Source organism: Bacteroides sp. PHL 2737, assembly GCF_004115325.2.
GTDB lineage: Bacteria > Bacteroidota > Bacteroidia > Bacteroidales > Bacteroidaceae > Bacteroides > Bacteroides hominis.
Genome location: NZ_CP040630.1, coordinates 1,424,587 through 1,449,597 on the forward strand (window position 1 = coordinate 1,424,587; position 25,011 = coordinate 1,449,597).

A 25,011-nucleotide genomic window follows, 5' to 3' on the forward strand; every position below is an offset into this window, starting at 1 on the left:
GTCTATTTAAATAGCCGGATTAAAAAGAATCTGATGATAGGTGAGAGAAGAGGGATTTTGCCGTAATATCGCCAAAGTTCTTCTGGAACTTTTTTCGCGCCATATAAAGTAGGTCACTGAAATGCTGATGGTGATGTAACTGAGCCATGCCCACCAAGTAAGATACCAGGGAGTGCTGATATGTATCTGTAATAAGATTTCTTGTGCTTTGCGCATTTTCAGCGAGTTGCCTTTTTGGCGTACGTGTAGCACGTAGTCTCCAGGATCAAGGTTGGTGTATTTCAGGCTTGTTTGTGAGGTGAGTGACCATTGCTTGTCAAAACCTTCTAACTGATACTCATACCAAGTATTATTCAGTATATCCACATAGTTGGAAGAAGCAAACTCAATAGTCAGGTTATTTTGAGCGGCGTTTAGATTTACTTCCCGGACAAAAGGGAGCCCTTCTGTCAGTATACGACTTTTGTCATCCGGACTTATCCGTGCGTTGTTGACGGATAAACTTGAAAAATAGAGTTTAGGTTTGGGATATTCTTTGTTCAGGTCTTTCTCCAGAAAAGAACTAAGCCCTCCTGTACCTCCGATAAATATTGTATGGTCACTACACATCCATACACCACAACCATTAATGATGGATGAGAGGGACAGTCCGTTATCCAGTTCAATGGAACGGAATGATTCGGTGGTTGGATTAAATAGTGTGATACCCCGATCACTTGTGATAAGTATGTTATCTGTCGAAGTCTGTAGAAGATTATAGCAATAATTGCTAAGTAGTTGGTTCTGTTCGGGAGTATAGTTGATGCAGGTCTGAGTTTGTTCGTTATAGCAAAAAAGTCCTGAACCTAAAGTGGCGATATAAAGATATTGATTGTTACCTTTCAAAATCTTGCTGATGCCGAACTGTCCAATGGATGCAGGCAGGCTGAATGATTTAACTTCTTCGGGGTGTTTCAGGTTTATACTATATAAGTTAGTACCTGCCGACAACCAGAGAAAGCCTTTGGGGTCAATGGTGAAAGTTTGATAGTAATATCCGTCATAAAGCAAGCGGAATTCATTCGTATCGGGATTCATGGAGAAAACTCCGTTGCGTGCGGAAACGATTAGCTGGTCGTTATAGAAAGATACTTGGAAAATAACATCATTGGGCTCTTTTTTGCCTTTCGTGGAGTAATTGAGGTAGTTGTAAAAACGTCCTGTTTTGCGGTCGAGCCGGGAAAGACCTCCCATATGCGTACCTATATATAAACAGTCTCTTTTAGGGTCGTAACAAATACTCTTCAGATTGTTGTGGGGCAGAGAGTTGGGTCCTCCGGCAGTGTAAGTCCTGAAATGCCCCGCTTGGCGGTCTAAACATGCCAATCCGCCACCATCGGTGCATATCCATAGGTGATGATCTTTGTCCTCGGTCATGGCCCCGGCGAACGGGTAGTTGAGACAGTCACTGCGATCGGGATTATAAGTGTAGTAATTGAATGTGTTGTTATCCGGGTTGAAGTAGTTGACTCCTCCATAATAACTACCTATCCAGATAGTGCCTTGTACATCTTGATAGAGCGAAAATATAGAAGAATGGCTGAGTCCTCCCGGGCGTTGTTCTTGCTTGATGAGGCTGTAGGTTTGGGTGTGTGGATCATATTTTTGTAAACCGTCGAAGGTTCCGAACCAGATGTTCCCTTGCTGATCTTCAACAAATTCACGTATTTGTTCACTGGAAATGCCTTTGGGGGATGAGGGGTCATAAGGAATACGGTTAATTTGTCCGTTTCGGTTGATATGGTATAGCCCTTGTGTACGGCAACCTACCCAAAGTTCCTGACTGGAATCTTGGAAAATACGGTAAACATCTACTTTGGGGATCAGGCATTGAACCGCTCCTTTATTTTCTGTCGTATATAGGCCTTCTTTGGCACCGATATAAAATCTGTTGCCATCTGTCATCAGATAGTTGATGGATGGTATACCTGTTTTTTGCTGAAAATCTAATTGATTGTTTTGGGGATTGTATCGGAAAATAGAGTCGTGCCCGGCACACCATATCTCACCGGCATGAGATGTTAGAGCATAGACAGAGCCTTGACGCAGACGTTCGAAAGTCTCTTTACGAATATCGTATTTCAATAAAGCACGATCAACAATTAAAAACACATCTCCGTTTTGACTTCCAGTAATGGCGCTCACCTTATTCCCTATCAGAACTTTCTGATCCGGTTGATTCCCGTTCTGGATCCATGCTTTATAAACCGTCATCCTATCACTATTGTAGATGTTGACCCCTTCACGTGTACCAAACCACATTCTACCCAGTTTATCTTGATAGATAGCCATAACAGACGATTGCGAAAGACCTTCTTCTCTACCTATGTGTTTAAAATATCCGGCGTATGATAATTGAACGATGAAAATGCCGATAAAAGAAAAGGCTAATTTGTGTTTATTCATAGTTATTCCGTATTTATAAACGCAAATATATAAATAACAGATAGATTTAGTATACCAACTCTATGAAAAAAGTATATAAACAGAAATAAACCTCCCTACCATTCAACAGATAGGGAGGCTTGTGGGGGAAATCGTAGGTTTATCGGATGCTTTCCTGTATTTTCGGTTTCAGGATAGCGGTCCAGAGATCGTAGCCATTCTGATTCATGTGCAGGCCGTCCGGTTTAAAGATATCTTTTCGCAGTTCTCCGTTTGCACCGTACAAGCAAGAGGCTACGTCGACATAAGTGAGTCCGTCCGTCTTCGAAGCATACTCTTTAAGCAAAGTATTAATGATTTCATGCTTCGGAATCATCTCCTTGCGTGCGAGCGAAGGCTTATAGGAGAGAATGAATATCGGAATATCCGGATAGTCCCGTTGCAGCCGGTTGGTCAGTAAACGAAAAAAGTCGAATGTTTCTCCGACAGTCAGATCCTCGGGGGTACCTGCAAGATCATTTTCTACATAAACCACGATACTGCGCGGGTGATATCCCCGGGCAATCACGTCGTAATTATAAAGCATGTCTCGTAAGGCGGCACCACCGTATGAACGGCGGAGAATCTTCAGTGGGGCCATGTCCCGGTAAATGTTATCCCACAAGTTGATGGAAGAACTGCCTAAAAAGAGAACGTCGCAAGAAGTATCTCTCAATGTCCGGTTTTCTGTTTGGTACCGGTCTATTTCTCCTTGGTATCGGGTTACCCATGTAACCGGATCCGTGTGGCGGACAGGAAGATATTCGCTGAAGCGCACAGAATCCTGTGGCGTTTGTACCTCTGCTGCAAGAGTGTTGCAGCAGAGGAGGACAGTACAAAAGGTGATAAATATTGATTTTATCATTTATTTCTTTACGTTAAATCCAAGTTTCTTCAATCCGTTCTGCACGTCGGGATGACTCATGAAAAGTTTCCATAGAAGTCCGGTCCGGTAGTTTTCTATCATTACGGCTATCGGCCCTTGGTCGATGGCCAGATATCGCTTCGGATACCAGTCCGCGGTTTCGCTGAAGGCATCATAGAATCCGTAAGGACCGAATACCTTATCTCCCATCTGATACAGATGACGCATCACTTGCAGTGACTGGTCCGGTGTATAGACGATGGAAGAGAGGGCGGCGGTGGGAGAGATCACTCCCCGGTCATCACGTTCCAACGGGCCGTGGGCAGCATATCCATCCACGGAATAACTGGCGGTCAGCCCCCAGCAGTCAGCCCCGTAACCTTTATAATGTTTGGGGTTGCGGATGCAATATTCACGGTTTACCAGTGTAAGATTTCGCATCTCGTTGAAGTAGCTCGGGCAATATTCATCTTTCAAACCCACCGGATCGAGTCCGAGGAAGGAATACTGCGCCCAGAACAACGGACCGACTTCTCCACCCTGATAGCGGAGATGCAGTTCGATACCCTCTACCCGGTGTGGAGAAACAATCGCGCCATTCTGTGCCCATCCTTCATGATATACCGCAGCCGGCACTCCATGAGTAGGAGAAGCAGCGGCAAGGATATACATAATCAGGCATTCATTGTAGCCGTGTACCGGAAAGTTCATTTCCCAACCATATTCCGGACTCCAGTGCCAGTAAAGCACATTTTGCCCGTCACGGCGATACCAGTTCCAGTCTACCTCCCGCCATAGTTTATCGATACGTGCCGCAAGAGCTTTCTCTTCGGTTGAACCTCCTGCATAGTATTGATGTACGGCCAGCAAACCTTGCATCAGGAAAGCTGTTTCTACCAGATCGCCTCCATTATCTTTTTGTCCGAAAGGTTGCACACGTCCCGTTTCACCGTTCCACCAGTGTGGGTAAGCGCCTTTAAAGCGGTCCGCCTTTTCCAGGAAACGGACTATTTTCTCCATGCGGCGCAGCCCTTCTTCCCGGCTGACGTATCCACGATCGATACCCGCCAGTATGGCCATGATACCGAAGCCGCTTCCTCCTGAAGTAACAATCTCCGGACCTCCGGCCGGATATTCGCCATCCATATGATAGCGTTCGCGTGCCAGTCCGCTATTGGGTTCGGCTGCTTCCCAGAAATAATTGAAGGTTCGTCGCTGGACGGTATCCATCAGGGCATCGTCTGTCAGGGTAGCGGCAGAAGAAGGTTTATCCTTTGGCTTGCAAGCTACAAGAAGAAAAAGAGCGAAGAGGAAGAAGAGGAGCTTGCTGTTGTGAGTGACAAGTTGGATATTCATAATGATTTCTTGTTTGTAATGGTTTTGAGTTTAATTCACCACGGAGGACACAGAGAATATATTTCTCTTAAATATCCTGATAAACAAGAGATTAAAACTCTGTGTCCTCTGTGTCCTCCGTGGTGAATCGTATTCTTTTCTATTCCCTTGTGTATCCGATTCAACGCAACGTGAACCGTGCCGTTTTCACGTTCTGGCTGTCAGGTCCTATCATCACATCGAAATCGCCCGGTTCGGCTACGAATTGCAGGTCGGCATTGTAAAACTTCAACATTTCCGGAGCAATCGTAAAACGGACAGTACGCGACTCATTGGGCTGCAGGTAGATCTTTTCAAATCCCTTAAGCTCTTTTACCGGGCGGGTGACACTGCCTACGAGATCACGGATGTAGAGCTGCACTACTTCACTGCCGGCACGGTCTCCGGTATTCGTTACGGTGACGGAGGCTACCAACTGATTGTCCATCCCGATGGAGGGTTGACTTAAAGTGACATCACTGAAGCGGAATGTGGTATATGACAATCCATATCCGAACGGATAAAGTGCATCATTGTCTACGTCCAGATAGTTGCTGCGGAATTTCTCAAACCATTTGCCTTCTTTGAGCGGGCGACCTGTATTTTTGTGTGCATAGTAAAGCGGAATCTGGCCTACATTCTTCGGGAAAGTCATGGTGAGTTTGCCGCTTGGGTTCACTGCTCCGAACAGTACATCGCCGATAGCCAAGCCTGCCTCCGAACCTCCGAACCATACGTTTAAGATGGCGGGTACATTCTCCTGCTCCCAGTTCAGCACCAACGGACGGCCAGTGAAGAGTACGAGAACCACCGGCTTGCCTGTTTTCAGTAAAGCTTCCAGGAGTGTGTGTTGTACGTCCGGCAGGTCGAGGTTGGTACGACTGCTGCTTTCGCCGCTCATTTCCGATGATTCGCCCAGCGCGGCAATGATTACGTCCGACTGTGAAGCTATTTTCAACGCTTCGTCCAGCAGTTGCTTGTCAGTACGGTTGTCGCGGTTCAGCGAACGGCCAAACAGGGTGGCTCTTTCCTCATAGGCAGCATCGCTTATCAGGTTACTGCCTTTGGCATAAAGAATCTTTGCCTGATTGCCTACCCACTCGGTCAATCCCTCTACCAAAGATGGGCTCTTGTCCAGAACTGCCGCCACACTCCACGTACCCGGCATATTCGAGCGGGTATTGGCCAAGGGACCTATCACTGCGATGGTACCGGTGGGTGAGAGAGGGAGAAGGGGAGAGGAACCGGGAGAGAGCTGTCCGTTTTTCAGTAGTACGAAACTTTCTCCGGCAATTCTCCGGGCTACGGCACGATGCTCTTTGGTAAAGATGTCACGTGCCGGACGTTTCAGGTCACAATATTTATAAGGATTGTCAAATAATCCCAGTTTATATTTGGCTTCCAGAATGCGGCGGCAAGCGGTATTAACGGTTTCTACCGATACTTTGCCTTCTTCGATCGATTTTTTCAATGTGCCGGCGAAGCCTTCACTGACCATGTCCATATCTACTCCCGCATTGATGGCACGTGCCGATACGGTTTGCAGGTCGCCAATCCCGTGTTCTATCATTTCAGAGATTCCGGTGAAGTCTGTCACTACGAATCCGTTAAATCCCCATGCTCCACGCAGCACATCGGTCATCAGCCATCGGTTGGCAGTTGCCGGCACACCCTCCACTTCGTTGAATGAAGCCATTACACTGCCTGCTCCAGCTTCAACACCAGCCTGATAGGGGAGCATGTAATCGTTAAACATCCGTTGGCGGCTCATGTCTACGGTATTGTAGTCCCGTCCGGCTTCGGCTGCCCCATACAAGGCAAAATGCTTGATACAAGCCATGATCTCATCGTTACGGCGCATATCCTTTCCCTGATATCCGCGTACCATGGCTTGGGCAATCTGAGCTCCGAGGAAAGGATCTTCGCCCGAACCTTCGGATACCCGTCCCCAGCGTGGATCGCGACTGATATCTACCATCGGACTGAAAGTCCACGAGATGCCGTCAGCGCTTGCTTCGATGGCTGCGATACGTGCCGATTCTTCGATGGCCGGAATATCCCAGGTACACGAAAGCCCCAATGGGATAGGAAAGATGGTTTCGTAGCCGTGAATCACGTCCATACCGAAGAGCAGAGGGATACCCAGACGGGAATTTTCTACAGCCAGACGCTGTACGTCACGAATTTTATCCACCCCTTTCAGGTTGAAGAGTCCACCTACTTCACCTCGCTTTATCTTGGCGGCTATGTCACTGCTTTTAGCTTGTCCGGTGGTGATTTCACCCGTTACCGGCAGGTTAAGCTGCCCTATTTTTTCTTCCAGGGTCATCCGTTTCAGCAGATTGTCCAGAAAACGGTCCATGTCCTGAGGAGCTTTTTGCGCTTGCAGCCCCAACGGGAGTAAAAGTGCAAGCAGAATGAGTAAAGAATATTTCTTGTTCATAACTGTATATGGTTAAGAGTTCACCACAGATTACACGGATTATCACAGAGAAGAGATCCATTGGATTGATAATCTGCACTTAATATATCTATGATAATCTGTGTAATCTGTGGTGAAACTCTGAGATTAATAATCCGGGTTCTGTACCAATACGCCTTTCGACTTGTCTATCTCGTCCTGTGGAAGTGGTAGCAAGGCATTCTTGGGTTGATAACCCGTTTTGCCAGCAGCATGTAGCACTTGCGAAGCGATACCCCAGCGTACCAGGTCGTAGAAACGTCCCGATTCCAATCCGAGTTCTACCCGTCGTTCATGCCGGATGGCATCACGCAACACGGTCTGATCCAATGAAGTCACTTTGGGCAGAATGTCCGGGTTGTTGCCACGGGCGCGGGCACGTACCATTTCCAGATAACCCGATGCTTCGCCTGTTTTCCCTAACTCATTAGCCGATTCTGCTGCCATCAGCACTACGTCGCCATAGCGGATGATACGGATGTTCACCCAGAAACCATGACGGGTAAACTCCTCACGAAGTGCCGGGTTGGTATAAGCTTTCTTGTTAAAGTAAGCCCCGTCAGCCTGTGATACCGGAGACTCTCCATAAGGCTTGTTGGTGTTTTCAGGAGTGATCGGGTCGTCATCCGAACGGCGGAAGTAGAGCAGGGTAGCGTCTTTGCGCGGGTCACCCGGTTCGAATGCTTCACCCATCAGTTCGGTTCCCATATGCCATCCCCAGCCAAGGTCCCATTGGCCGGAGCCGCGTACACCTTGTACCTCGCAGAACTGACTGCCTATTTTATCACTTGCAGGCAGGGCGGCAGTCGATGCACATTGCAGCTCAAATACCGACTCACTGCTGTTTTCGCCATCATCGGTAAAGATAACGTCATAAGGGGTGTCCAGATTATACTGTCCGGAATTCATTACATCGGTTGAGGCAGTATACATGTTCTGCCAGTCGTTACGCATCATATACGTGCGGGCATGCAGTGCACGGGCACTTCCCCAGGTTAGACGTCCCAGGTAGGCAGACTGCCATTGACGGGGTAAAAGCCCTTCAGCCTGTGTCAGGTCTGAGTCGATCTGTTTATAGATCTCTTCGGCGGTGGTCTTCGGTACATTGGCTTCCGAGGCGTCGTTCACTTTGAAAGTGACCAACGGCACTTCGCCGAATGCACGGACCAGGTTGAAGTAACAGTAAGCACGGAAGAAAAGAGCTTCTCCCTTATTCCGGAGATCATTTTCTTCTGTCAGGTTACCTTTCTCGATGGTTTCTATCACGTCGTTGCATTGATAGATGATAGCGTAATTCTGGCTCCAGTAGGCTTTGATCAGTCCGTTATTGGTATTGTACTGGAAATCATCGTACATGGCAGCCTGATCGGCACCGTCGCTCGCCGTACTTCCTTTTTCCGAATCTTCCGAGCGGAAATATTCGATGGCAAAGGCCGGGATACCTGCGGTAATGTTATAGTTACGCATCATGGTGTAGATATTGAAGACTTTTCCTTCGGCAAGTGCTCCGGGATTATCATCTTCGGTGAACTGCCCTTGAGGGTGACGGTCCAGAAAATCGTTGCAACTGCTGAAGCTCAGAGCCGATACGGCTAATGCAATGGGTAGGATGTATTTATTTAGTTTCATACTCTGCTTCGTTAAAATGTTAAGTTAATACCAAATGTATAGACTGCCGGTACCGGATATGTTCCGTTATCCACTCCGAAGGCAATGGCCGATCCGCCGATTTCCGGTGTATAGCCCGTGTTATGCTTCCACGTCTTCAGGTTTTGTATGTTGACATAAACCTTCAGAGCCTGCATGCGTATTTTCGCCAGCAAGGTTTTGTCGAAGTTGTAAGCCAGTTGGAGGTTACGGATACGGAAGAAGCTGCCGTCTTCGATGAAGTACTCGGAGTTCTCGCTGTTGATGGCATGTTTTGTATTCAGCAGGGGTTGCGTGTTCGATGTGCCTTCTCCGTGCCAGCGGTCGAGACGTTGCTCCATATAATTGAACTGTGCCCAGTTATAATTGTCCCAGGTACGGTAAATCTGATTGCCGCCTTGTCCCATCATTTCCATGCTGACTTCCCAGTTCTTATATGAAAGGCCGAGGCTGATGCCGTATGTTACGTCCGGTGTCGGATCACCGATCATCGTGCGGTCGTCCGGTGTGATTTTTCCATCTCCGTTTACGTCGGCAAACTTAAGGTCGCCGGGTGTGACGGTTGCCAGTGTATTCGCCGGTGAAGCGTCGATCTCGGCCTGGTTTTGGTAAACGCCCGCTACTTTGTAGCCATAGAAATAACCGATCGGATAACCTGCCATTGTGTAGCTTTGGCTTTTGTCGCCTGCGATGATGGAGTATCCTTCCTGTACCAGACTCTTCACTTTGTTACTGATAGTGGTCAGGTTCGCGCTGACAGAATATCCCCAGTCGCCGATCTGATCTCTCCAGGAGGCCATCAATTCGATACCTTTGTTCTCAATCTCTCCAAGGTTTCCGATACCCGGTACGGTTCCCGACAATCCCGGTACGGTAGCCAGCAGGTCTTTGGTATTCTTCTTGTAATATACTCCTTCCAGATGGAAGCGGTTGCGGAACATATTGGTCTCGAATCCGGTTTCCCATGCTTCTACTTTTTCCCAGCGGAGGCGCGGGTTGGGCAGGTAAGCCAGTTGGTATCCGGGATAGATGATAGCCGGTTTGCCGAATACGGCAGCGAAAGCATTCTCCAACAACGGTTCTGCCGGATAAGCCCTATCCATATTCTGGTTACCTAATGTGCCCCACGAACCTTTCAGTTTCAACATGTCCAGCCATGTGATGTCTTTCATGAACTCCTCTTCAGTCATCAGCCATCCGGCACCTACAGAGTAGAAGTTCTGCCATTGGTTGCCCGTGTATGCGAAGGCCGATGAGCCGTCACGACGGAATGAGCCGTTGAACAGGTATTTTCCTTTATAATTATAGATGACACGGGCCAGCATGGACACGGTGGTGCGTTCCCACTGTGTACTTCCGTTGGTAGCGGTAGCCAGATCGCCAATGCTGACGAACCATTTATCGGGATTATTCGGAATCACCAGCCCGATACCCTGTCCGCGCGAAGCATCCAGTCCGCTGAGTGAATTGTAGTAGGTTGTGAAACCGGCAGTAGCGGTCAGGTTGTGTGTACCATCGGCAAAACTGTTTTGGTATGTCAGCAGATAGTCACTCTGCACTTTGGTTTCGTTTTGTTTGTTCTGGCTCACTTCCGTCTTTCCCGTTCCAAGTGTAGCCACATTGCCGGCTACAGTTGCGTCATATACTTTAATGATCGGTTTGTAAGTCCGGCTGTCATTGGTGGCATAATCCATGGAGAACATTGCTTTGAATGTGAAATGCTTCAGGAAATCCACTTCACCGTAAATGCTGCCCGATGCACGGTAATTGATGGCGCGGGTGGTGTTGGCACGCAGATCTACGTCGACCAACGGATTGGTCATCTGTGCTTTCTGGAATTCCGGCAATGAAGTATACAGACCGTATTCTTCGTTGTAAACCGGAGCTACAGGAGTAGTGCGAATTGCGTTCAGGACCGTTTTGCTGTCGGCCGGGAGCATTCGTGCTCCGTTGAACTGAAATCCCACTTTGATATCTTTGGTGATCTTATAATCATTACTTGCATTGATCGTCACTTTGCTATACTTCTCATGCTTAATGTTTCCCTGTTCGTGCGAGTAGCCCACACCGAGATAGAAACTATGTTTTTCCGAAGCACCTGTGATACTGATATTATTGTTCGTGATGAATCCGGTCTGGAATATTTCGTCTTGCCAGTCCGTATTTGCGTTCCAGTTGCTGAAGTCGAATGGGGTGTTTCCCTGATTCGCCATCTGCTCGTTATAGAGTTCCTTGAACTGTGGCGCATTCACCATTTTGATTTTGTCTACTACGGTTTTCCATCCGAAAGAGGTGTTGATATTGACCAGCGTCTGTCCCTCTTTGGCACGTTTGGTAGTTACGATGATCACGCCGTTGGCACCACGTACACCGAAGATAGCCAATGAAGAGGGGTCTTTCAATACTTCCATCGATTCGATGTCTTCCGGGTTCAGGAAGTTGATATTGTCATTGAAGAGTCCGTCTACAATATACAGCGGCTTGTAACCATTGATGGAGTTTGTGCCGCGGATACGGATTTCGGGATCGGCACCTGCCTGTCCGGAATTGACAATCTGCACACCGGCAATCTTTCCTTGTAGGGATGATAGTGGGTTAGTGGCCGGTTTGTTGGCTATTTCCGAACCCTTGATGTTGGTGATAGAACCGGTCAGGTCACGTTTCTTGGCGCTACCGTAACCGATAATTACTGTTTCGGCAAGCATTTGGGAGTCGTCTTTAAGCGTGACATTAATTACAGTCTGCTGCCCCACTTTGATTTCCTGCTTTTCATATCCTACATACGAGAATACAAGCACATCTTCAGGGGTAACAGAAATGGAGTATTTGCCATTCATATCGGTGATGGCTCCGGTAGAAGTCCCTTTTACCAGAATAGATGCGCCGATCAGGGGCTCATGGGTTGAATCTGTAACAGTACCCGTTACTGTTTTGGTTTGCGCCATGGCTACCGATGCGCTCAGCAGTAGGCACGTCAGGACAAATACACTTTTCAGCCAGGAGGCTCTCTTCTGCCGAAGAAGTCGTAAAGGTTTAGTCTTCATTGCATTAAATTTTACCATTGTATAACTATTTTGATTTAACACACCTTCTGCCAGCTCTCTTTCAGATACTCGATAGTTATATCGACGGCAAAAGTATCCAATGAAACAAATAAAAGTCGAAAAAGATGTGAACAGATGGAAACTCCCTGCACTTTTAACATATATCGGACTTGGAATCCGACAAATGTAGAAGAAGTTTCTATTATGATATATTTACCTTATGATGGTTGTTGAATTCTATATAATTGTATGGAATTATGTGCTTTAATTAAAGAGCTTATCGAATTGCATCTATTATCTAATTGTTAATTGTCTAGGCTGGATAAAATAAACAATGATACTAGAAATCTCTGGAATAGCCTCGAAAAACGGATTGGGATTATGACATTCCGAATAGGGAAAAGCGGGAGCTGCTCGAAATTGATTCGGTTAGAATCGTGGGGTAGCAAGTTTGTGTTTCGGGACATCCGAAACCGCTTGCCACCCATCCCCCGAATATCAAGGGGCGGCATCCCGTTGGTCTATATATTAACTATACTGACAATACTTGAAAATGGAACATAAGGAAGATAAGAAACGTAACAAAGGCGGTCGCCCGAAGAAAGGGGCTACCGAGAAACTGACATACCGTGTCGCGGTGAAGCTGGCGGCTGCCGACTATTTCCGTCTGCTGACACAGGCGTCTGATGCCGGAGTATCAACAAGCGAATATATGAGGGAGTGTTTCCGGAACGGTCATGTGAAAGGGCGGTTATCGGAGGAACATGCCGTCCATGTGCGGAACCTGTGCGGTATGGCGAACAACCTGAACCAGCTTGTACGCAAGGCGAATGCAGGGGGCTTCTATGAGGAACGCAACGACTGCAAGGTGGCGGTGGCAAGAATCCATGAACTCTTAACCAAGATTGGGATATGATGGCGAAAATCGTACAAGGTAGTAATTTCAAGGGTGTGGTGGACTACATCCTTGACAAAAACAAAGGGGTGCAGTTGGTGGCTCATGAGGGTTTGTTCATGGAAAATAAAGACACCATAGCAATGAGTTTCAACATCCAGTCGCAGATGAACGGCAAGGTGTCAAAGTCGGTCGGACATATCGCCCTTAGCTTCTCCAAAGAGGACGAACTACGGCTGACAAACCGCTTCATGGCAGGGATAGCACTTGAATACATGGAAAGGATGGGCATCCGTGACACGCAGTTCTTCATCGCCCGCCACTTCGACAAGGAGCATCCGCATGTTCATATCGCCTTCAATCGCATAGGCAATGACGGCAGGACAATATCGGACAGAAACGAGCGGTTACGCAGCACCCGTATCTGCAAGGAGCTTACATTGAAATACGGTCTGCACATGGCTGATAGCAAGGAAAATGTCAAGCGCAACCGACTGAAAGAGCCGGACAGAACGAAGTACAGGTTGTATGACATCCTGAAAACAGAAGTCGGCAGGTGTGGCAACTGGGATGTGCTTGTCGCCAACCTGAACCGTCAGGGGGTGGAAGTCCACTTCAAGCACAGGGGGCAGACAGACGAGGTGCAGGGCGTAGTCTTCATCATGAACGGTTACCGCTTCAACGGCTCCAAAGTGGATAGGCGTTTCAGTTATTCCAAGATTGATGCAGCTTTGCGACACAATAGGAACGAGGAAGGTATGAACCTGATGCCGAAAGGCTATGGAATGGATACGCCAAGCGCAACTTCCGAAACAGCAAGAGGTGAACTTTTCAGCGGTTCATTGGGATTACTGAACGGTAACGGTTCTTCCTACAACGCTACCGATGCGGAAGCCAATCAGGAGATGGCGGAGATATTATTGCGCAGGAAGAAGATGCGCAAACGGGGAATGAAACTTTAGACGAACAATTGCGACAGCATTCAAGCCGTCGTAATTATGCCTTAATTACTTTCAACTATTTCAGTTTTCGGGGTGGTTTTGTTAACCTGTTGCTGATTCATCATTATCATACCTTGCACAACATTCGCTAAATTATGTTGTGCTTGAATATTTGTAAAAGATTCATGGTCATAGAATAAATAATTATCCCAAAGTCCAATTTCTATTTCTCTAATCAAATCCTTGATTTTATTCGAATCAGCCCGTCCGTTTTGAGAAAAATAGTCAGTGTTTGCTAATTGTGTTCTAAGTACTAATATTGTGTGAAGTTCTCCTGGTGTGAACTGTTTATACCAGTCTACTGGATTCACAATTGTATTTGGTTTTTCTTTCTCAACCCAACTTTTCGCATGAACTTCCTCAACATATTTCTTGCCCACGTTTCTAACAGCATTAAGTCTAAGGTTAGTAGTAAAATATGATTCTATATCAGTAAAAAACAGGTTATCGCAATTACCATTATCAATTTGCACAATCATTGCTATAATTTCATCCTTATCTATGGTAATATCCTTAAATCTTATGCTTTTAATATCAAAAGTATCTTTTGTTGGAACTTCAAATGGAATTCCAAGTTTGTGCAAGGCAACGACAACAGCTCTCTTTTCTGAAATATTAAGTTTTGTATTGAACTCATTTGCTGAATCAGCATAATTTTTCTTATGTTGAGCATATTCTTTAAAAATTCCCAATGCTTTAATAGCCATTGAACGCACATTCTGAATTTTCTTCTCTTGCTTCCAATGTAAGAAATAAGAACCACCATAAGTACCGATTAAAGCACCTATGGCTCCACTAATAAGCGGCAACAACCAACTCCATATATTGTATGTTTCCTGTATAACACCAGCTGTTTCCATAATTACAAATATTTATCAAGGATTATCTGTTTTTCATTTGCCGCATTTTTGATGGTTGTGCACGCATTATTTATCTCCATTTCCAATGCTTCTATCTGAGACACTATGCGTTTTTGTTCATTAATAGATGGTATAGGAATCCTATATTTCAAAATATCTTCCTTATTGCCTCGTGGCATCTTAATGCCCTTTTTACCCTCCATTACGTAGTCAAAGAAAGCATCTCTACGAAGCATATAGAAGATATACTTAGGAAGATATTTACTTGTATCAGCAGACCTAAGCACGAGAACATCTTTCGAGCATCCACCCTTCTTGTCAGCAAACCAAATCTTTTTAAGATATGGACGAATATTTGAAATCAGTATATCCTCTGGCTTATATTCGGTAATAGATGATATATTCGCACCCCCCTCAAATGGGATAATACCAAACTTGTTCTGAAGCATATTGTCGGTTGTGATATATGTTTCAGACTCTATATCACTATACTTAATAGACTTGGTAGTAAATGGGGCAATAGTATTTAGCATACTATCTGCAAAATTAAGCGAAGATAGCAAGCTCTCTATGTTTGTTTCGCACTCATTAATCTGCAGCATAGAGTTCGAAACAGACTTGTCAACTTTGCCAATTTCTTCTACAATCTGTTTCTGGACATCAATAGGAGGAACAGGTATTTTGATATTACCTATTATGTCAAGTGACAATTCTATTTGTCCACTTTGTCCCAATGCCATATTTTCAATATTGTCGAATCCTATTACACCCAATACACATAGAGCATATTCGGGTAAAATTAAGTTTTGATTAGGCCTAAAAATAGTAATATGGCTATCTACGACAAAATCTCCATCTTCACCAAAGTATGTAACCCTGCCAGCAGTTCCTACACCTGTTGAATTTATCAACAAATCACCTCTTACAAGTTTTCTTTCATCAATAACGAAAGTTTCATCTACATAATGTTTTTCAGAGAAGTCAAAATCAAACCAACCTCTCGCTTGCCCAGATTTTATTATTTGAATCTTTGAGTTACCATATTTGGCAGATTTCCCTCGTTTAAGTAAAATTGATAGGTCTGTTAATTTTAGTTGATTATACTTACTATCGATTAGAACTTTTTTTTTTGTTGTCAACGATATACTCTTCTCAAAATTATCACGATCAAAGGTGAGCATATCAATCAATGATACACGACTAATATGCGATTGCATACTTTCTGCTATAGGAGAGATGTAATCTCCCTTAAAAGCCCTATATACATAAGTACTTGCTTTCTTAGGATTGTCGTATATATTTGCATCAAAAAGTTTAGTACACTCATCAATGTTCTTACCTCTTTGAATGGCATGAATACCTTCATTCCCTCTTCGATTTGAGAACTCATAACCCAAGAATTTCTTTTCAATATCTTTTTCTCCACTCTTGACAATAACTACCTTTTGGGAATATGCCAAAACAAAGTACAATAGTTTCTCTGCTTCTATACTTAGGATCGCCTCAAACAACTTTGCATCATTTCTTGCAGAGATTTTCTTTTTGTACTCTGCATATATTTCGTGTGCTTTTACTTTATCATTTGGCGATTTCTGTAACAATGTAACATAATCAGTATAATCAAGTCCCTCCCAAACATGAGCTACATATTTTGATGCAGGGGTTTCTATACCATTAATAGTTACATCATTCAATGTGCGGAAAAACGTATCAACTGCGCTCTTTGTGTTGGCTGCAAAATAATTATCTCTACGGCGGAGGAATAAAATAACAGTATTTGTATTGGTAGCCATAAAGGTATTACTACCCAATTCTGCTATTGCAACAATATCAAAGTATTGCAAGATAATTTCACGAGCCTTCGTATAGATACCCGAGTTGCTCAATATTGAACTTGGAAGAATAACTCCTGCTATACCGCCATCTTTAAGTAACTGCTTCGTACGCTCAACAAACAAACATTCAATTTCAGAGCTATTATCTGTCAATGAGTTATACAACTCAAAATCTTGTTCCGTATAATAATCACGAGTGGTTTGACGGAATGATGATACTGAGTATGGAGGGTTACTCAACACTATATCAAACTGCTGATTGTCCTTTTGAACATCATTTACTTTCTTGCGCAGTTTGCCCTTATACTCTTTGTTATTGCAGAAGTTAGCAAGTCCATCGCTCAATATAACATTGGCTAAACCATCACCGTGCAAATAGCAGCCTACCTTACCAACTTTTACAAGTCGATAGTCCTTTTCAATACCATATACATAGTCTGTTGCCCAATCGAAATGGCAATTCTGCCAATTGATAAGATGCTTTCTTGTCTCTTCAATATATTTAGAGATATCACAATCGTTTATGATGTCCTGAATTTCGTGCATAAACTCTGTGATAAAGTGACCGCTACCAGCCGCATAGTCAATCATATATGGCAAAATTTCGCCATCTTTACGAGATAGTTTTTCTGCCATAATAGAATCCAAAGGAAGACTCTTTATGATAAATTGTGCAATAGGTACAGGTGTGAAATACTGTCCAGTCTCCTGTTTGAGACCGGTAGTAAGAAGTAATTCAAAGAAGTCCGACAGATATTGCTGACGTTTATTATATCTGATTCTATAACCTTGAATCAGCTCTACCACTTCTTTTACGACCTTCGCATTCTCTTCAAACGAAGCATTGTCATACACCTCCTTGATTGCGAACTCATTATTCTTTTCAAGACGAAGTTTGTTTACCTCTCTTAAAAGATACTGTTTAGTATCTTCATTCAGGTTAGCACAACGCTTATCAAAGTCCTCATTGTTGAAATCGCTAACAGTTCTATCCAAGAACTTTTTCATACCTTTGCTATAAAGGTCTGTCAAGCGAAGTTGAAAATCAACGTGGTTATCTCGTCCTTCAAGCCATTGGAACTTTAATTCTTCACCCTCACCCGTAGTTGTTTCATCATAAACCTTACACAAGAAGAGTGTAAATATCTTATTGAAAGCATTGCCCTTGTCAGATACCACATTGTGGCGCAGTATTTCAAGGAAACGATTGAAGATAAAGCTTGAATCCTCTGCTTTAATCTCCTTTAACTGTTCCTTTGTTAAAGCCTTACTTTGGAAATTATATGGTTGTACCCAAGAATCGAAGATACCATTATCTTTGGTGAGTTTATTCCATTTCTCGTAAATGTCTTTCACATCACCATTACGATAATCATCTTCAATCTTTATTATTTCATTAACATATATAAATTTGCTTCCTTTCAATTCTGATGCATAAAGCATTATCACATCCGCCTTGCCACCAGATAATTGAAAATAAGTAAATAATTGACCTCCGTCCTTATGGATTTTAGCTAATTCCTTGTTATACTCTTTGCCATAAGTTTTGCATTCAATAAGCATATATGGTGTGGCACCCTCACGATTAACACAAATATCTAATCGCCCAGATGTGCCATGTCCAGATGGCCAAGTCTTTTCAAGAACTATGCTCTGAGGTTTATATCCTTTGGTAAGTAATCTATCAACACATTCAAGCACGACAAAATTTTCAGGTTGTGAAAAATTTTGTGTAGTTTTACTTTCGGCGATAATACCACTACCGTAGTTAATGCTTTGTTTTTCAAAGTCAATCTCTATGGCATAATCAACATATATTTTATGATAAATGCCATTCGTCCCGTTTTTGGGGACAAATCCTAATGCTGTAATATGTTTCTTAATATCCATAGCACTCCTAATCTATTTGCAAAGATAAGAAATTAATTAGAGATTACCTCACTTTGGTTTGGATTTCTCGGGAAAAATAATATAGCAAACTTTGGATGTGGTAAGCTCTATTGGAGTGGATTTTGAAAAATATTACACGTCTGTTTGATGTGTTTTTGATTTTTATTACTACTTTTGCATTAAGACGAGTGACAATGAAAGCAACTCACAGCAAAGCGCAGAAATAGATACGGTTGCCAAATCATTACCTCTTTTTTGGTCTTTCTTCCGAATCTCCTATGTCTAAGGAGATTATAAAAGTCTTCCAGAATTACGAAAAAAACTTTTTCATGATAGATGGTGTCCAAAATGGCGAAATCTCTATTATCAACTCATAAAAAATTAGTTATGATTAAAAAAAACGATTTTACTGACAATGTTAGTTGGGGCACTGTTTGCTTGTGATGATAAGTCCTCGATAATGCTTATACCAGTATTTTCCAACGCCAGTTGACACCAGCAGAAGTGACTACGCTAGCCAACACTTCCTTTGCGGCGACAAGTGGAAAAGGGGGTACTATCAGCGGTGTGCCCAGCTCTGCACAGTATCTCTATTTTATGGCTAATATCAAAACAGATGTAGGTCAGGTATTTCCCGCTGTCGAGGGAACGACAAGTGCTGATGCCAGACTACGCCTGAATCGTTTACAAGGTACAGCACCCAGTGACTGGACTGCCAATGCTTTCGTAGATTATTGTACGCCTTTGGCTTCCGCATTGAGTTTCTATCCGGATGTAACGATCTCAACACCGAGATATCCCCGTATGAGTGAGTAATATTCCGTGGCGGCTGTCAATACCTTAATAGATTTTTGATAGAAGTTGTATGTTTTATATATGACTCCTTGAATGGACCGGCCATAAACAATTCGCCCGGGTGATATTTTCATCACCCGGGCGAAACCGTTTAAATTTGTACTTCGATATTCAGCTTACCGCCAAGCCCCCGTTCAACTATATCTATCAGGGTTTTTAGTGTCAAGTTACCTCCGTCATTCTCTACTTTAGAGATAAACGTACGCTTTTTATCAATGCGCTCGGCCAGTTGTGCCTGCGTCATTTCTTTCTTCTGACGGGCATTGCGGATTTGAACGCCAATACACAAAGCTTCCAACTCACGTTCAAAACGATCACGATCTGGTGTACCTTTTACACCGAAATACTCGTCTTTAATTTGGTCTAATGATTTGAGCTCCATTTCTTTCCCTCCTCTTTTTTTTCTGCATAATACTCAGCCATCAATCGGACAGCTCTGTCAATCTCTCTTTTAGGGGTTCGTTGTGTCTTTTTTTGAAAGCCCGAAAGTAACACAACTAACTTCCCATCATCAAAAAAACAAAATACCCGGAATATATCACTACCCAGGGAAACACGTATCTCAAACAATCCGTCAGTGCCTTCCATATATTTAAGATACATTGTCGGAATACGTTCTACGGATTCTATTAAACTTAATATTTTGGCTATCTTTTCTTGGACTTTTCGTGACTGTTTCCCGAAAAAATCCTCAAAGTATCCTTTATACGTAGTAACCTTCCTTACTTTTTCCATTACGCAAAGGTAATGTATAAATGACACATAAGCAAGCAGAAAGTTCAGTAATTACAAATTTTTATGTATCTTTGTTCCGTGCTCTCTACCGAGAGGGCACTTTGTTTTTATCGCGTTTAGTCAAAGCTCTGAGAAAAAGCGGCAATTTTTTCCAAGCAAAGCAACGACTAAACGGACTGGTTGTGTTGTATCCTTACTACACACAATAAACGTGTCCGTTTAGGTTTATAATTGCTTTGCTGGGTTGATGCCGCTTCCCTCTCTGAGAATTATATTCACTAATACGGGCACGTCCCGGTTTTAAATCTGCTATATGGAAAATTACGACAAACAAAACTTCTTCGGGCTACCGCGTAAAGTCGCTTATTTCTTTGTGATCAGTACATGGATCATCGGTATATACGCCATTGTAGAACAACAAAAAATCATCCGGCAATATCAAAGTATAGTAGACGAAACCATACACAACAATCAAACTCAGATTAAACCCAGCCGGACACTACTCAAACCCGAACCGCCGTTTGACTGTATGACGATCAGCGAATACAACTACATCTTTAACCCGGAAAATGACGGAAACCGATAGAGGGGTATTTTTCCTCTTTTCATGCACAAAGATAGATCGCAGCCGTTCATCCATCAATGACCGCTACGCTATTTCAGCACAAAATATCCTGCGCTCCTGCGTCGTGCGGTATTTTCTGTCGAAATTCATTGCTGGCTGCCCGTCTGTGTCCGGATGGATGTTTAAGAAAAAAGGAAAAAAATGTGTAGGGGCTGCGCTGGTGATACCGGAAATTATGTGCACCTTTGTATGTTTCCAGCAGTGTAGGCCTTGCCGGTTACTTGGCGGCTGCTGAGAGACGACTATTTAAAAACTTTAGATAAACGGTTCTGCTCCCGTGCCTGATACTGTAATGGGTCGGCATATTTTTCTTTCTTGCCTTGGCATTGAAAGTTTGATAGTTTAAACGGGTCAGCAGAGCCGTTCTATTTTCGTTAAATCACCCTATACTAATGGCGCTCAGTAAACAATCCTATCAATAAAAGTGTTTCATTGTACTTTTTTCGTCCGTTTGCTATGGTATTTCAGAAATAATCACCATCTTTGTAATGCGTTATGTGATTTTTTTGATGTAGAATAAAGGGACTGCATTTCTTTGTTTTACACTAACTGTAGGTGTATAATTTTATATGCCTACAGTTTCTGGATAAAAACGGCTCTGCCCCCGGGACTAATACCGTAATGGGTTAGCATATGCTTTTCCTTGCTCTGCATCGAAATTACATAACGCAAGCGGGTCAGCAGGGCCGTTCATTTTTCCCTGCCCGATTTACGTTTGAATTATGGGCGAACAATCTACTATCAAAATTCTGTATTTCCATCGACGCAAAACCAACGCAAGCGGTTGGTATAAGTTGGAATATATTTTTCAGCGAGGTAAAAAGATTCTGCATTATACACTCTCTACCCGGGATTATGAATATTTAGAAAGTTTCTGTTCCCCCTGCATTGCCGAACGTTCAGAAGTGATTGTCTATGTGGCCGAACTTCTTTTGGAAATCCACAAAGTGAAATATTCTCGCTTGAAAGTCAACCCAAGTTATGCCTATGCTACTTCTAAATATAAACCCCGAATCAACCAAATGTGCAAAAAGAGCCGTTACCACAGAACATCTGTCATTATAGACGGGCTATAGTACTTTGATTTTTCATAATAAATTCTCTTTTATAATTGGCCTTGAATCTAAATTCTGCTCACCTAACCAGTTAGCTCGCCGAACCGCTGTCACTCTATCCCCCCGGAGGACAGCGGTTCTCTTTTTGCTTTGCAATTATCAGACTAAGTGACGCTATTGGGTTTAACCTTAAGATAGATTATCGGTCAGGTTAGTGAGTTCTCAAATCAATATCAAGTAAGAATCGGGAAGAAACAAGGCAGTTGGTATCTTAAAATATAAACTCTTTAATGGGTTGTATCTAAGTGTTTTATGATGAATCTATGCTTCTTTATCTCAGCCCTGCTACCCGGGCCTATGGGCCCGGGTAGCAGGGCTCATCAGCCCGGGCATCGGGGCTCATGGGCCCAGGTATGCGGGCTGAGATAAATAGTATACCATTTTCGGTTAAACATTAAAGGAAAACAAAATGCTCTAAACGATATTTTTACTTGAAAAGTGAACTTCTTTCTGTTGTAAATCAGTGGATTATATTCTGATATATCTCTAAACCGGCGGGTGGAAGATGGAAGATGAGGGTGGAAGATGAATGGGCTGAAAACGCTATCTTCCACCACTATATCATATTGTATATTAAATAGATAGGTGTTGAAAGGTGGAAGATGGAAGATCGGAATGTTTTTTTTGTATGAGAGGGGAAAGAAAACAAATTATGGCACCGAATTAGTCACCGATTTTGTGTTTGTATTTTTCGGATCAGCGTAAAAACCGTAGCCAGCCTTTTAGGACATAGCGGATTGGAGCATACAGAGAAATGGTTATACCTTATTTACCCATAATTTAGGCAACATTGTGGCCTATTTCCAAATATCCTCGTTTTCCCAACCAGCCGGAAAGCCCATCGCACGGACATCTATCGAAGGATAGCGGGAAAGCAAATCCTTGAACCTTTCGACAAACGAGTGGTTCGGATTGATTATATCCAGCAGATAAACGGTCATGCTCAATATGAAATAAACCTGCTGTGTGCCATTCGCCGAAAGCGTGACAAAGGGTTTGCGTGGTGAACGGGGCATTAACGGGCGGATGCTAAGTGTCCGATTCCATAAGCCGCAATGCTCCGCTTTGCCCTTCCGGGAAGCAGATTATTGTATAGAATCGACAATGTACCGAAAGAAGTTATCTCCATTGTTATCCAACTTGGCGGAAAAGGATCGGAATACTTGGATTTGAAAGTAGTGACAAATTCCTCGTCACTGCGCTGGTACTCTTCATCTATCTTTGACAATATCTTGGCGTGACGTACCGGATTGTTAAAATGGGAAGCATCGGCAAACCAATATCCATCCCATTGGGAAGAGAGTATATAGGCGGTCTGTGTGCGTACAGCCACTTCGATCTTTTCCAGTTCCGTAATAATCAGCTTGCGAAGCTCGCTATCAAACTTATAGATATTGTAAGCGGCATCGAATGTACTGCCGGGCTTGAACAAATGTTTTTGCTTGTCTGCCAGCAAAGGATACCAGTAGCCGCTCAAACGGTAATAACTGATATTGCGTAGCAGGTGCAAGGCTTTGGTTTCGTCTGTGAAAACAAGCCCACGCTGTTTGAGCAAAGCAATCTGATCCGGAAAAGATATGAGTTGTTTGGGATAAGGAATTTTAGTCATAGGGGTATAAAAAATAAAAGGCTTACCCTGAGCGCGCTGATCTGACGGGAAGCGGGGTAAGCATGTTGCTGCAAAGGTAAAACTATTCTCTTGAAATACAAAACACTTGCCATATTTATTTTGATTTTATAGGGGTTATACGGGTGTACGGGGTTTTCTGCCCCGAACACCCGTAACTTAATTGTGCATCACGGATGTAATACCTTAAAATCCCGGCTGCCGCCCCCATCTATCAGCCCGTCCCTGCGCAAGCGCAAGAGAACTTCGTTCGCCGCCTGGCTGCCGAAATTGCGGACACAGTACAGGCGGGCGAAGCGGAACCGTTTCAGGTGGATAAGCAGATGTTCGACCGTGAACAGGCTTAGTTCACGGCAAGCCCTGACGATGCGTTGCGACAAGCCGAAATCATCCAGCGGGGTGTCTAACAGCCTGCGGTGTTTGCCCGGTCTGCCCCGTCCTTTCTCCGTCTGCATATCGTCATAGATGGTATCTACCCGGTTACGCTCGAAAAGGGCGAAAAGGGATGTGCTGTCGGTCATCAGGACGGTATCGAAACGGGCAAAAGCGATGTGGTTGCTATTCATCCAAAGAGTGATGCGCTGCACGTCCGTTCCACAGATACGGGCGGTTTCTTCCACGGATAACCAGCCGTTCATCGTCTGCCGCCCTTTCCTTTTGCCTTGTCCGTGCGGGGCGGGAACTCGTACACGGTGCGGAAGTCCTTGTCGAAGGTAACGTGCGCATCGAAAGTTTTGCCGTCCTTGTTCTTAAAGCCTTTGATAAGGGACGTTTTGCCTTTGATTACAAGGTCGGCAATCTGATTATCCGTGAGTTGCTTCTCGCCTTTGCTGCGGAAAACGGTCAGCCCACAATCCACGTTGCTACACTTGGCGACTTTCGGATAGAAGAGGATACGCCCGGACTGGCATTTGGGGCAAGGGAGACGTTCACCGTCCGTAACCGATACCTGCACCTGCAAAAGTTCTTCGGTGATCTGGGCGGCAACCATATCGTAGATTTTGCGTTCGTCGTCCGATAGTTCGCCGGGCAGACATTCGGTGATAATCAGGGCGTGGTGGTCAGTGACTTTCCCGGCGTCCACGCTGCGGCAGTTCTTGGCTGACCTCCTTGCACCGGGCTTCGGCAACTGTGACCGTACTTGTGGCGGTTACGGCACTAAGGGCGGTGTTTGCTGCCGGAAGGGTTTCGTACTTATGTTCGGAGAGTGCGGAGAACGGGATGCCGTTCTTTTCCGCTGTGACCTTGATCTGGTAGTAGGTCTGCGGGTTAAAGAAAAAGCCTGCCAAAACAATTGTTTTAGCAGGCTTTTTTACAACATTGAAAGTTTGTGCGGATGATAGGACTCGAACCTACACGTCGCGAGACACCAGATCCTAAGTCTGGCGCGGCTACCAATTACGCCACATCCGCTCACTAAATGCTCACTCGTTTGGAGTTTTGCGCTGCAAAGATAGATACTTTTTCCGATTTTACAAATTTATAAGCAATAAAGTTATTTACCGGGGAATCTGCGGGCGATCTCTATCAATGTAGCTTTTCCTCTCAGGGGCTCTTGTCAAGAGGGTTGTAGAATAGTTCCACATCTTTGTGGAGCAGTTCTACAACCCTTCTTTTCATTTTTAGCTTTTCTTGAATATTTAATACTCTTATTTACTGATGTTTAGACTTTATTGATTTCATCAATACTTTTGAGGTACAATTATTGGAGTACAAGTG

Annotated in this window: 18 protein-coding genes, 1 tRNA gene and 1 pseudogene; 5 read left to right on the forward strand and 15 right to left on the reverse strand. The window is 44.1% G+C overall.

All coding sequences use genetic code 11. From position 1 onward, the window contains the following. Positions 1 to 6: 6 nt before the first annotated feature. The 6 genes from DBK98_RS05945 to DBK98_RS05970 form a co-directional block, all read right to left on the reverse strand. Complete coding sequence (locus tag DBK98_RS05945) at positions 7 to 2,445, reverse strand: two-component regulator propeller domain-containing protein (RefSeq protein WP_032536773.1); 2,439 nt, start codon at positions 2,443 to 2,445, stop codon at positions 7 to 9. A 139-nt stretch (positions 2,446 to 2,584) separates the two neighbouring features. Beyond that, complete coding sequence (locus DBK98_RS05950) at positions 2,585 to 3,328, reverse strand: SGNH/GDSL hydrolase family protein (protein WP_005811979.1); 744 nt, start codon at positions 3,326 to 3,328, stop codon at positions 2,585 to 2,587. Further along, a complete protein-coding gene (locus tag DBK98_RS05955) occupies positions 3,329 to 4,684 on the reverse strand; it encodes a glucoamylase family protein (protein ID WP_005811977.1) in 1,356 nt (451 codons plus the stop codon). A gap of 160 nt (positions 4,685 to 4,844) precedes the next feature. Next, positions 4,845 to 7,145, reverse strand: a complete 2,301-nt coding sequence (bglX, locus tag DBK98_RS05960) for a beta-glucosidase BglX (RefSeq protein ID WP_005811975.1) — start codon at positions 7,143 to 7,145, stop codon at positions 4,845 to 4,847. Between the two features lie 126 nt (positions 7,146 to 7,271). Continuing rightward, a complete protein-coding gene (locus DBK98_RS05965) occupies positions 7,272 to 8,792 on the reverse strand; it encodes a RagB/SusD family nutrient uptake outer membrane protein (protein ID WP_005779130.1) in 1,521 nt (506 codons plus the stop codon). Between the two features lie 11 nt (positions 8,793 to 8,803). Next, positions 8,804 to 11,872, reverse strand: coding sequence for a TonB-dependent receptor (locus tag DBK98_RS05970; protein WP_080714577.1), 3,069 nt, complete (start codon positions 11,870 to 11,872; stop codon positions 8,804 to 8,806). Positions 11,873 to 12,407: 535 nt separating this feature from the next. Between DBK98_RS05970 and DBK98_RS05975 the strand changes: the two genes are divergently transcribed. Next, the gene (locus DBK98_RS05975; protein WP_005811968.1) at positions 12,408 to 12,770 is read left to right on the forward strand and encodes a MobC family plasmid mobilization relaxosome protein; all 363 of its coding nucleotides are present in this window, start codon (positions 12,408 to 12,410) and stop codon (positions 12,768 to 12,770) included. Then, entirely contained in the window at positions 12,767 to 13,711 is a 945-nt protein-coding gene (locus DBK98_RS05980) for a relaxase/mobilization nuclease domain-containing protein (protein WP_032536772.1), read from the forward strand. The genes DBK98_RS05975 and DBK98_RS05980 overlap by 4 nt, the downstream gene beginning before the upstream one ends. A 41-nt stretch (positions 13,712 to 13,752) precedes the next feature. Here the strand turns inward: DBK98_RS05980 and DBK98_RS05985 are convergent, their stop codons facing one another. Further along, positions 13,753 to 14,610 (reverse strand): hypothetical protein, encoded by an 858-nt coding sequence (locus tag DBK98_RS05985; protein ID WP_022012551.1) that lies wholly within the window; start codon positions 14,608 to 14,610, stop codon positions 13,753 to 13,755. A gap of 2 nt (positions 14,611 to 14,612) precedes the next feature. Continuing rightward, on the reverse strand, positions 14,613 to 18,335 hold the full coding sequence (locus DBK98_RS05990) for an N-6 DNA methylase (RefSeq protein ID WP_005811963.1): 3,723 nt from the start codon (positions 18,333 to 18,335) through the stop codon (positions 14,613 to 14,615). Positions 18,336 to 18,932: 597 nt separating this feature from the next. Between DBK98_RS05990 and DBK98_RS05995 the strand changes: the two genes are divergently transcribed. Continuing rightward, a complete protein-coding gene (locus tag DBK98_RS05995; RefSeq protein WP_234061401.1) occupies positions 18,933 to 19,151 on the forward strand; it encodes a hypothetical protein in 219 nt (72 codons plus the stop codon). Between the two features lie 130 nt (positions 19,152 to 19,281). Here the strand turns inward: DBK98_RS05995 and DBK98_RS06000 are convergent, their stop codons facing one another. Both DBK98_RS06000 and DBK98_RS06005 read right to left on the reverse strand, forming a co-directional pair. Then, entirely contained in the window at positions 19,282 to 19,572 is a 291-nt protein-coding gene (locus DBK98_RS06000) for a helix-turn-helix domain-containing protein (protein ID WP_005811962.1), read from the reverse strand. After that, a complete protein-coding gene (locus tag DBK98_RS06005) occupies positions 19,554 to 19,925 on the reverse strand; it encodes a type II toxin-antitoxin system RelE/ParE family toxin (RefSeq protein WP_005811961.1) in 372 nt (123 codons plus the stop codon). Before DBK98_RS06005 ends, DBK98_RS06000 begins: the two co-directional genes overlap by 19 nt. Positions 19,926 to 20,238: 313 nt before the next feature. Between DBK98_RS06005 and DBK98_RS06010 the strand changes: the two genes are divergently transcribed. Continuing rightward, on the forward strand, positions 20,239 to 20,511 hold the full coding sequence (locus DBK98_RS06010; RefSeq protein ID WP_005811959.1) for a hypothetical protein: 273 nt from the start codon (positions 20,239 to 20,241) through the stop codon (positions 20,509 to 20,511). A 761-nt stretch (positions 20,512 to 21,272) separates the two neighbouring features. Further along, on the forward strand, positions 21,273 to 21,626 hold the full coding sequence (locus DBK98_RS06015) for a hypothetical protein (protein WP_005779117.1): 354 nt from the start codon (positions 21,273 to 21,275) through the stop codon (positions 21,624 to 21,626). A gap of 836 nt (positions 21,627 to 22,462) precedes the next feature. On the opposite strand, the gene DBK98_RS23160 is transcribed toward DBK98_RS06015, so the two are convergent. The 5 genes and pseudogenes from DBK98_RS23160 to DBK98_RS06035 form a co-directional block, all read right to left on the reverse strand. Further along, entirely contained in the window at positions 22,463 to 22,681 is a 219-nt protein-coding gene (locus DBK98_RS23160) for a hypothetical protein (protein WP_005811958.1), read from the reverse strand. Further along, complete coding sequence (locus DBK98_RS06020) at positions 22,681 to 23,274, reverse strand: Abi family protein (RefSeq protein ID WP_005811957.1); 594 nt, start codon at positions 23,272 to 23,274, stop codon at positions 22,681 to 22,683. Before DBK98_RS06020 ends, DBK98_RS23160 begins: the two co-directional genes overlap by 1 nt. Before the next feature lie 188 nt (positions 23,275 to 23,462). Further along, positions 23,463 to 23,930, reverse strand: a complete 468-nt coding sequence (locus tag DBK98_RS06025) for a hypothetical protein (RefSeq protein WP_005811956.1) — start codon at positions 23,928 to 23,930, stop codon at positions 23,463 to 23,465. Then, positions 23,927 to 24,566 (reverse strand): annotated as a pseudogene (locus DBK98_RS23560) (topoisomerase C-terminal repeat-containing protein); the annotation flags it as partial. The pseudogene DBK98_RS23560 and the gene DBK98_RS06025, both read right to left, overlap by 4 nt. Before the next feature lie 57 nt (positions 24,567 to 24,623). Continuing rightward, positions 24,624 to 24,705 (reverse strand) — tRNA-Leu (locus DBK98_RS06035). Positions 24,706 to 25,011 lie beyond the last annotated feature (306 nt).

Excerpts from the sequence above, each read along its gene's own strand:
- DBK98_RS05945 (WP_032536773.1), bottom strand. The coding sequence starts at position 2,445 with ATGAATAAACACAAATTAGCCTTTTCTTTTATCGGCATTTTCATCGTT.
- DBK98_RS05950 (WP_005811979.1), bottom strand. The coding sequence starts at position 3,328 with ATGATAAAATCAATATTTATCACCTTTTGTACTGTCCTCCTCTGCTGC.
- DBK98_RS05955 (WP_005811977.1), bottom strand. The coding sequence starts at position 4,684 with ATGAATATCCAACTTGTCACTCACAACAGCAAGCTCCTCTTCTTCCTC.
- bglX (WP_005811975.1), bottom strand. The coding sequence starts at position 7,145 with ATGAACAAGAAATATTCTTTACTCATTCTGCTTGCACTTTTACTCCCG.
- DBK98_RS05965 (WP_005779130.1), bottom strand. The coding sequence starts at position 8,792 with ATGAAACTAAATAAATACATCCTACCCATTGCATTAGCCGTATCGGCT.
- DBK98_RS05970 (WP_080714577.1), bottom strand. The coding sequence starts at position 11,872 with ATGGTAAAATTTAATGCAATGAAGACTAAACCTTTACGACTTCTTCGG.
- DBK98_RS05975 (WP_005811968.1), top strand. The coding sequence starts at position 12,408 with ATGGAACATAAGGAAGATAAGAAACGTAACAAAGGCGGTCGCCCGAAG.
- DBK98_RS05980 (WP_032536772.1), top strand. The coding sequence starts at position 12,767 with ATGATGGCGAAAATCGTACAAGGTAGTAATTTCAAGGGTGTGGTGGAC.
- DBK98_RS05985 (WP_022012551.1), bottom strand. The coding sequence starts at position 14,610 with ATGGAAACAGCTGGTGTTATACAGGAAACATACAATATATGGAGTTGG.
- DBK98_RS05990 (WP_005811963.1), bottom strand. The coding sequence starts at position 18,335 with ATGGATATTAAGAAACATATTACAGCATTAGGATTTGTCCCCAAAAAC.
- DBK98_RS05995 (WP_234061401.1), top strand. The coding sequence starts at position 18,933 with ATGGCTAATATCAAAACAGATGTAGGTCAGGTATTTCCCGCTGTCGAG.
- DBK98_RS06000 (WP_005811962.1), bottom strand. The coding sequence starts at position 19,572 with ATGGAGCTCAAATCATTAGACCAAATTAAAGACGAGTATTTCGGTGTA.
- DBK98_RS06005 (WP_005811961.1), bottom strand. The coding sequence starts at position 19,925 with ATGGAAAAAGTAAGGAAGGTTACTACGTATAAAGGATACTTTGAGGAT.
- DBK98_RS06010 (WP_005811959.1), top strand. The coding sequence starts at position 20,239 with ATGGAAAATTACGACAAACAAAACTTCTTCGGGCTACCGCGTAAAGTC.
- DBK98_RS06015 (WP_005779117.1), top strand. The coding sequence starts at position 21,273 with ATGGGCGAACAATCTACTATCAAAATTCTGTATTTCCATCGACGCAAA.
- DBK98_RS23160 (WP_005811958.1), bottom strand. The coding sequence starts at position 22,681 with ATGCCCCGTTCACCACGCAAACCCTTTGTCACGCTTTCGGCGAATGGC.
- DBK98_RS06020 (WP_005811957.1), bottom strand. The coding sequence starts at position 23,274 with ATGACTAAAATTCCTTATCCCAAACAACTCATATCTTTTCCGGATCAG.
- DBK98_RS06025 (WP_005811956.1), bottom strand. The coding sequence starts at position 23,930 with ATGAACGGCTGGTTATCCGTGGAAGAAACCGCCCGTATCTGTGGAACG.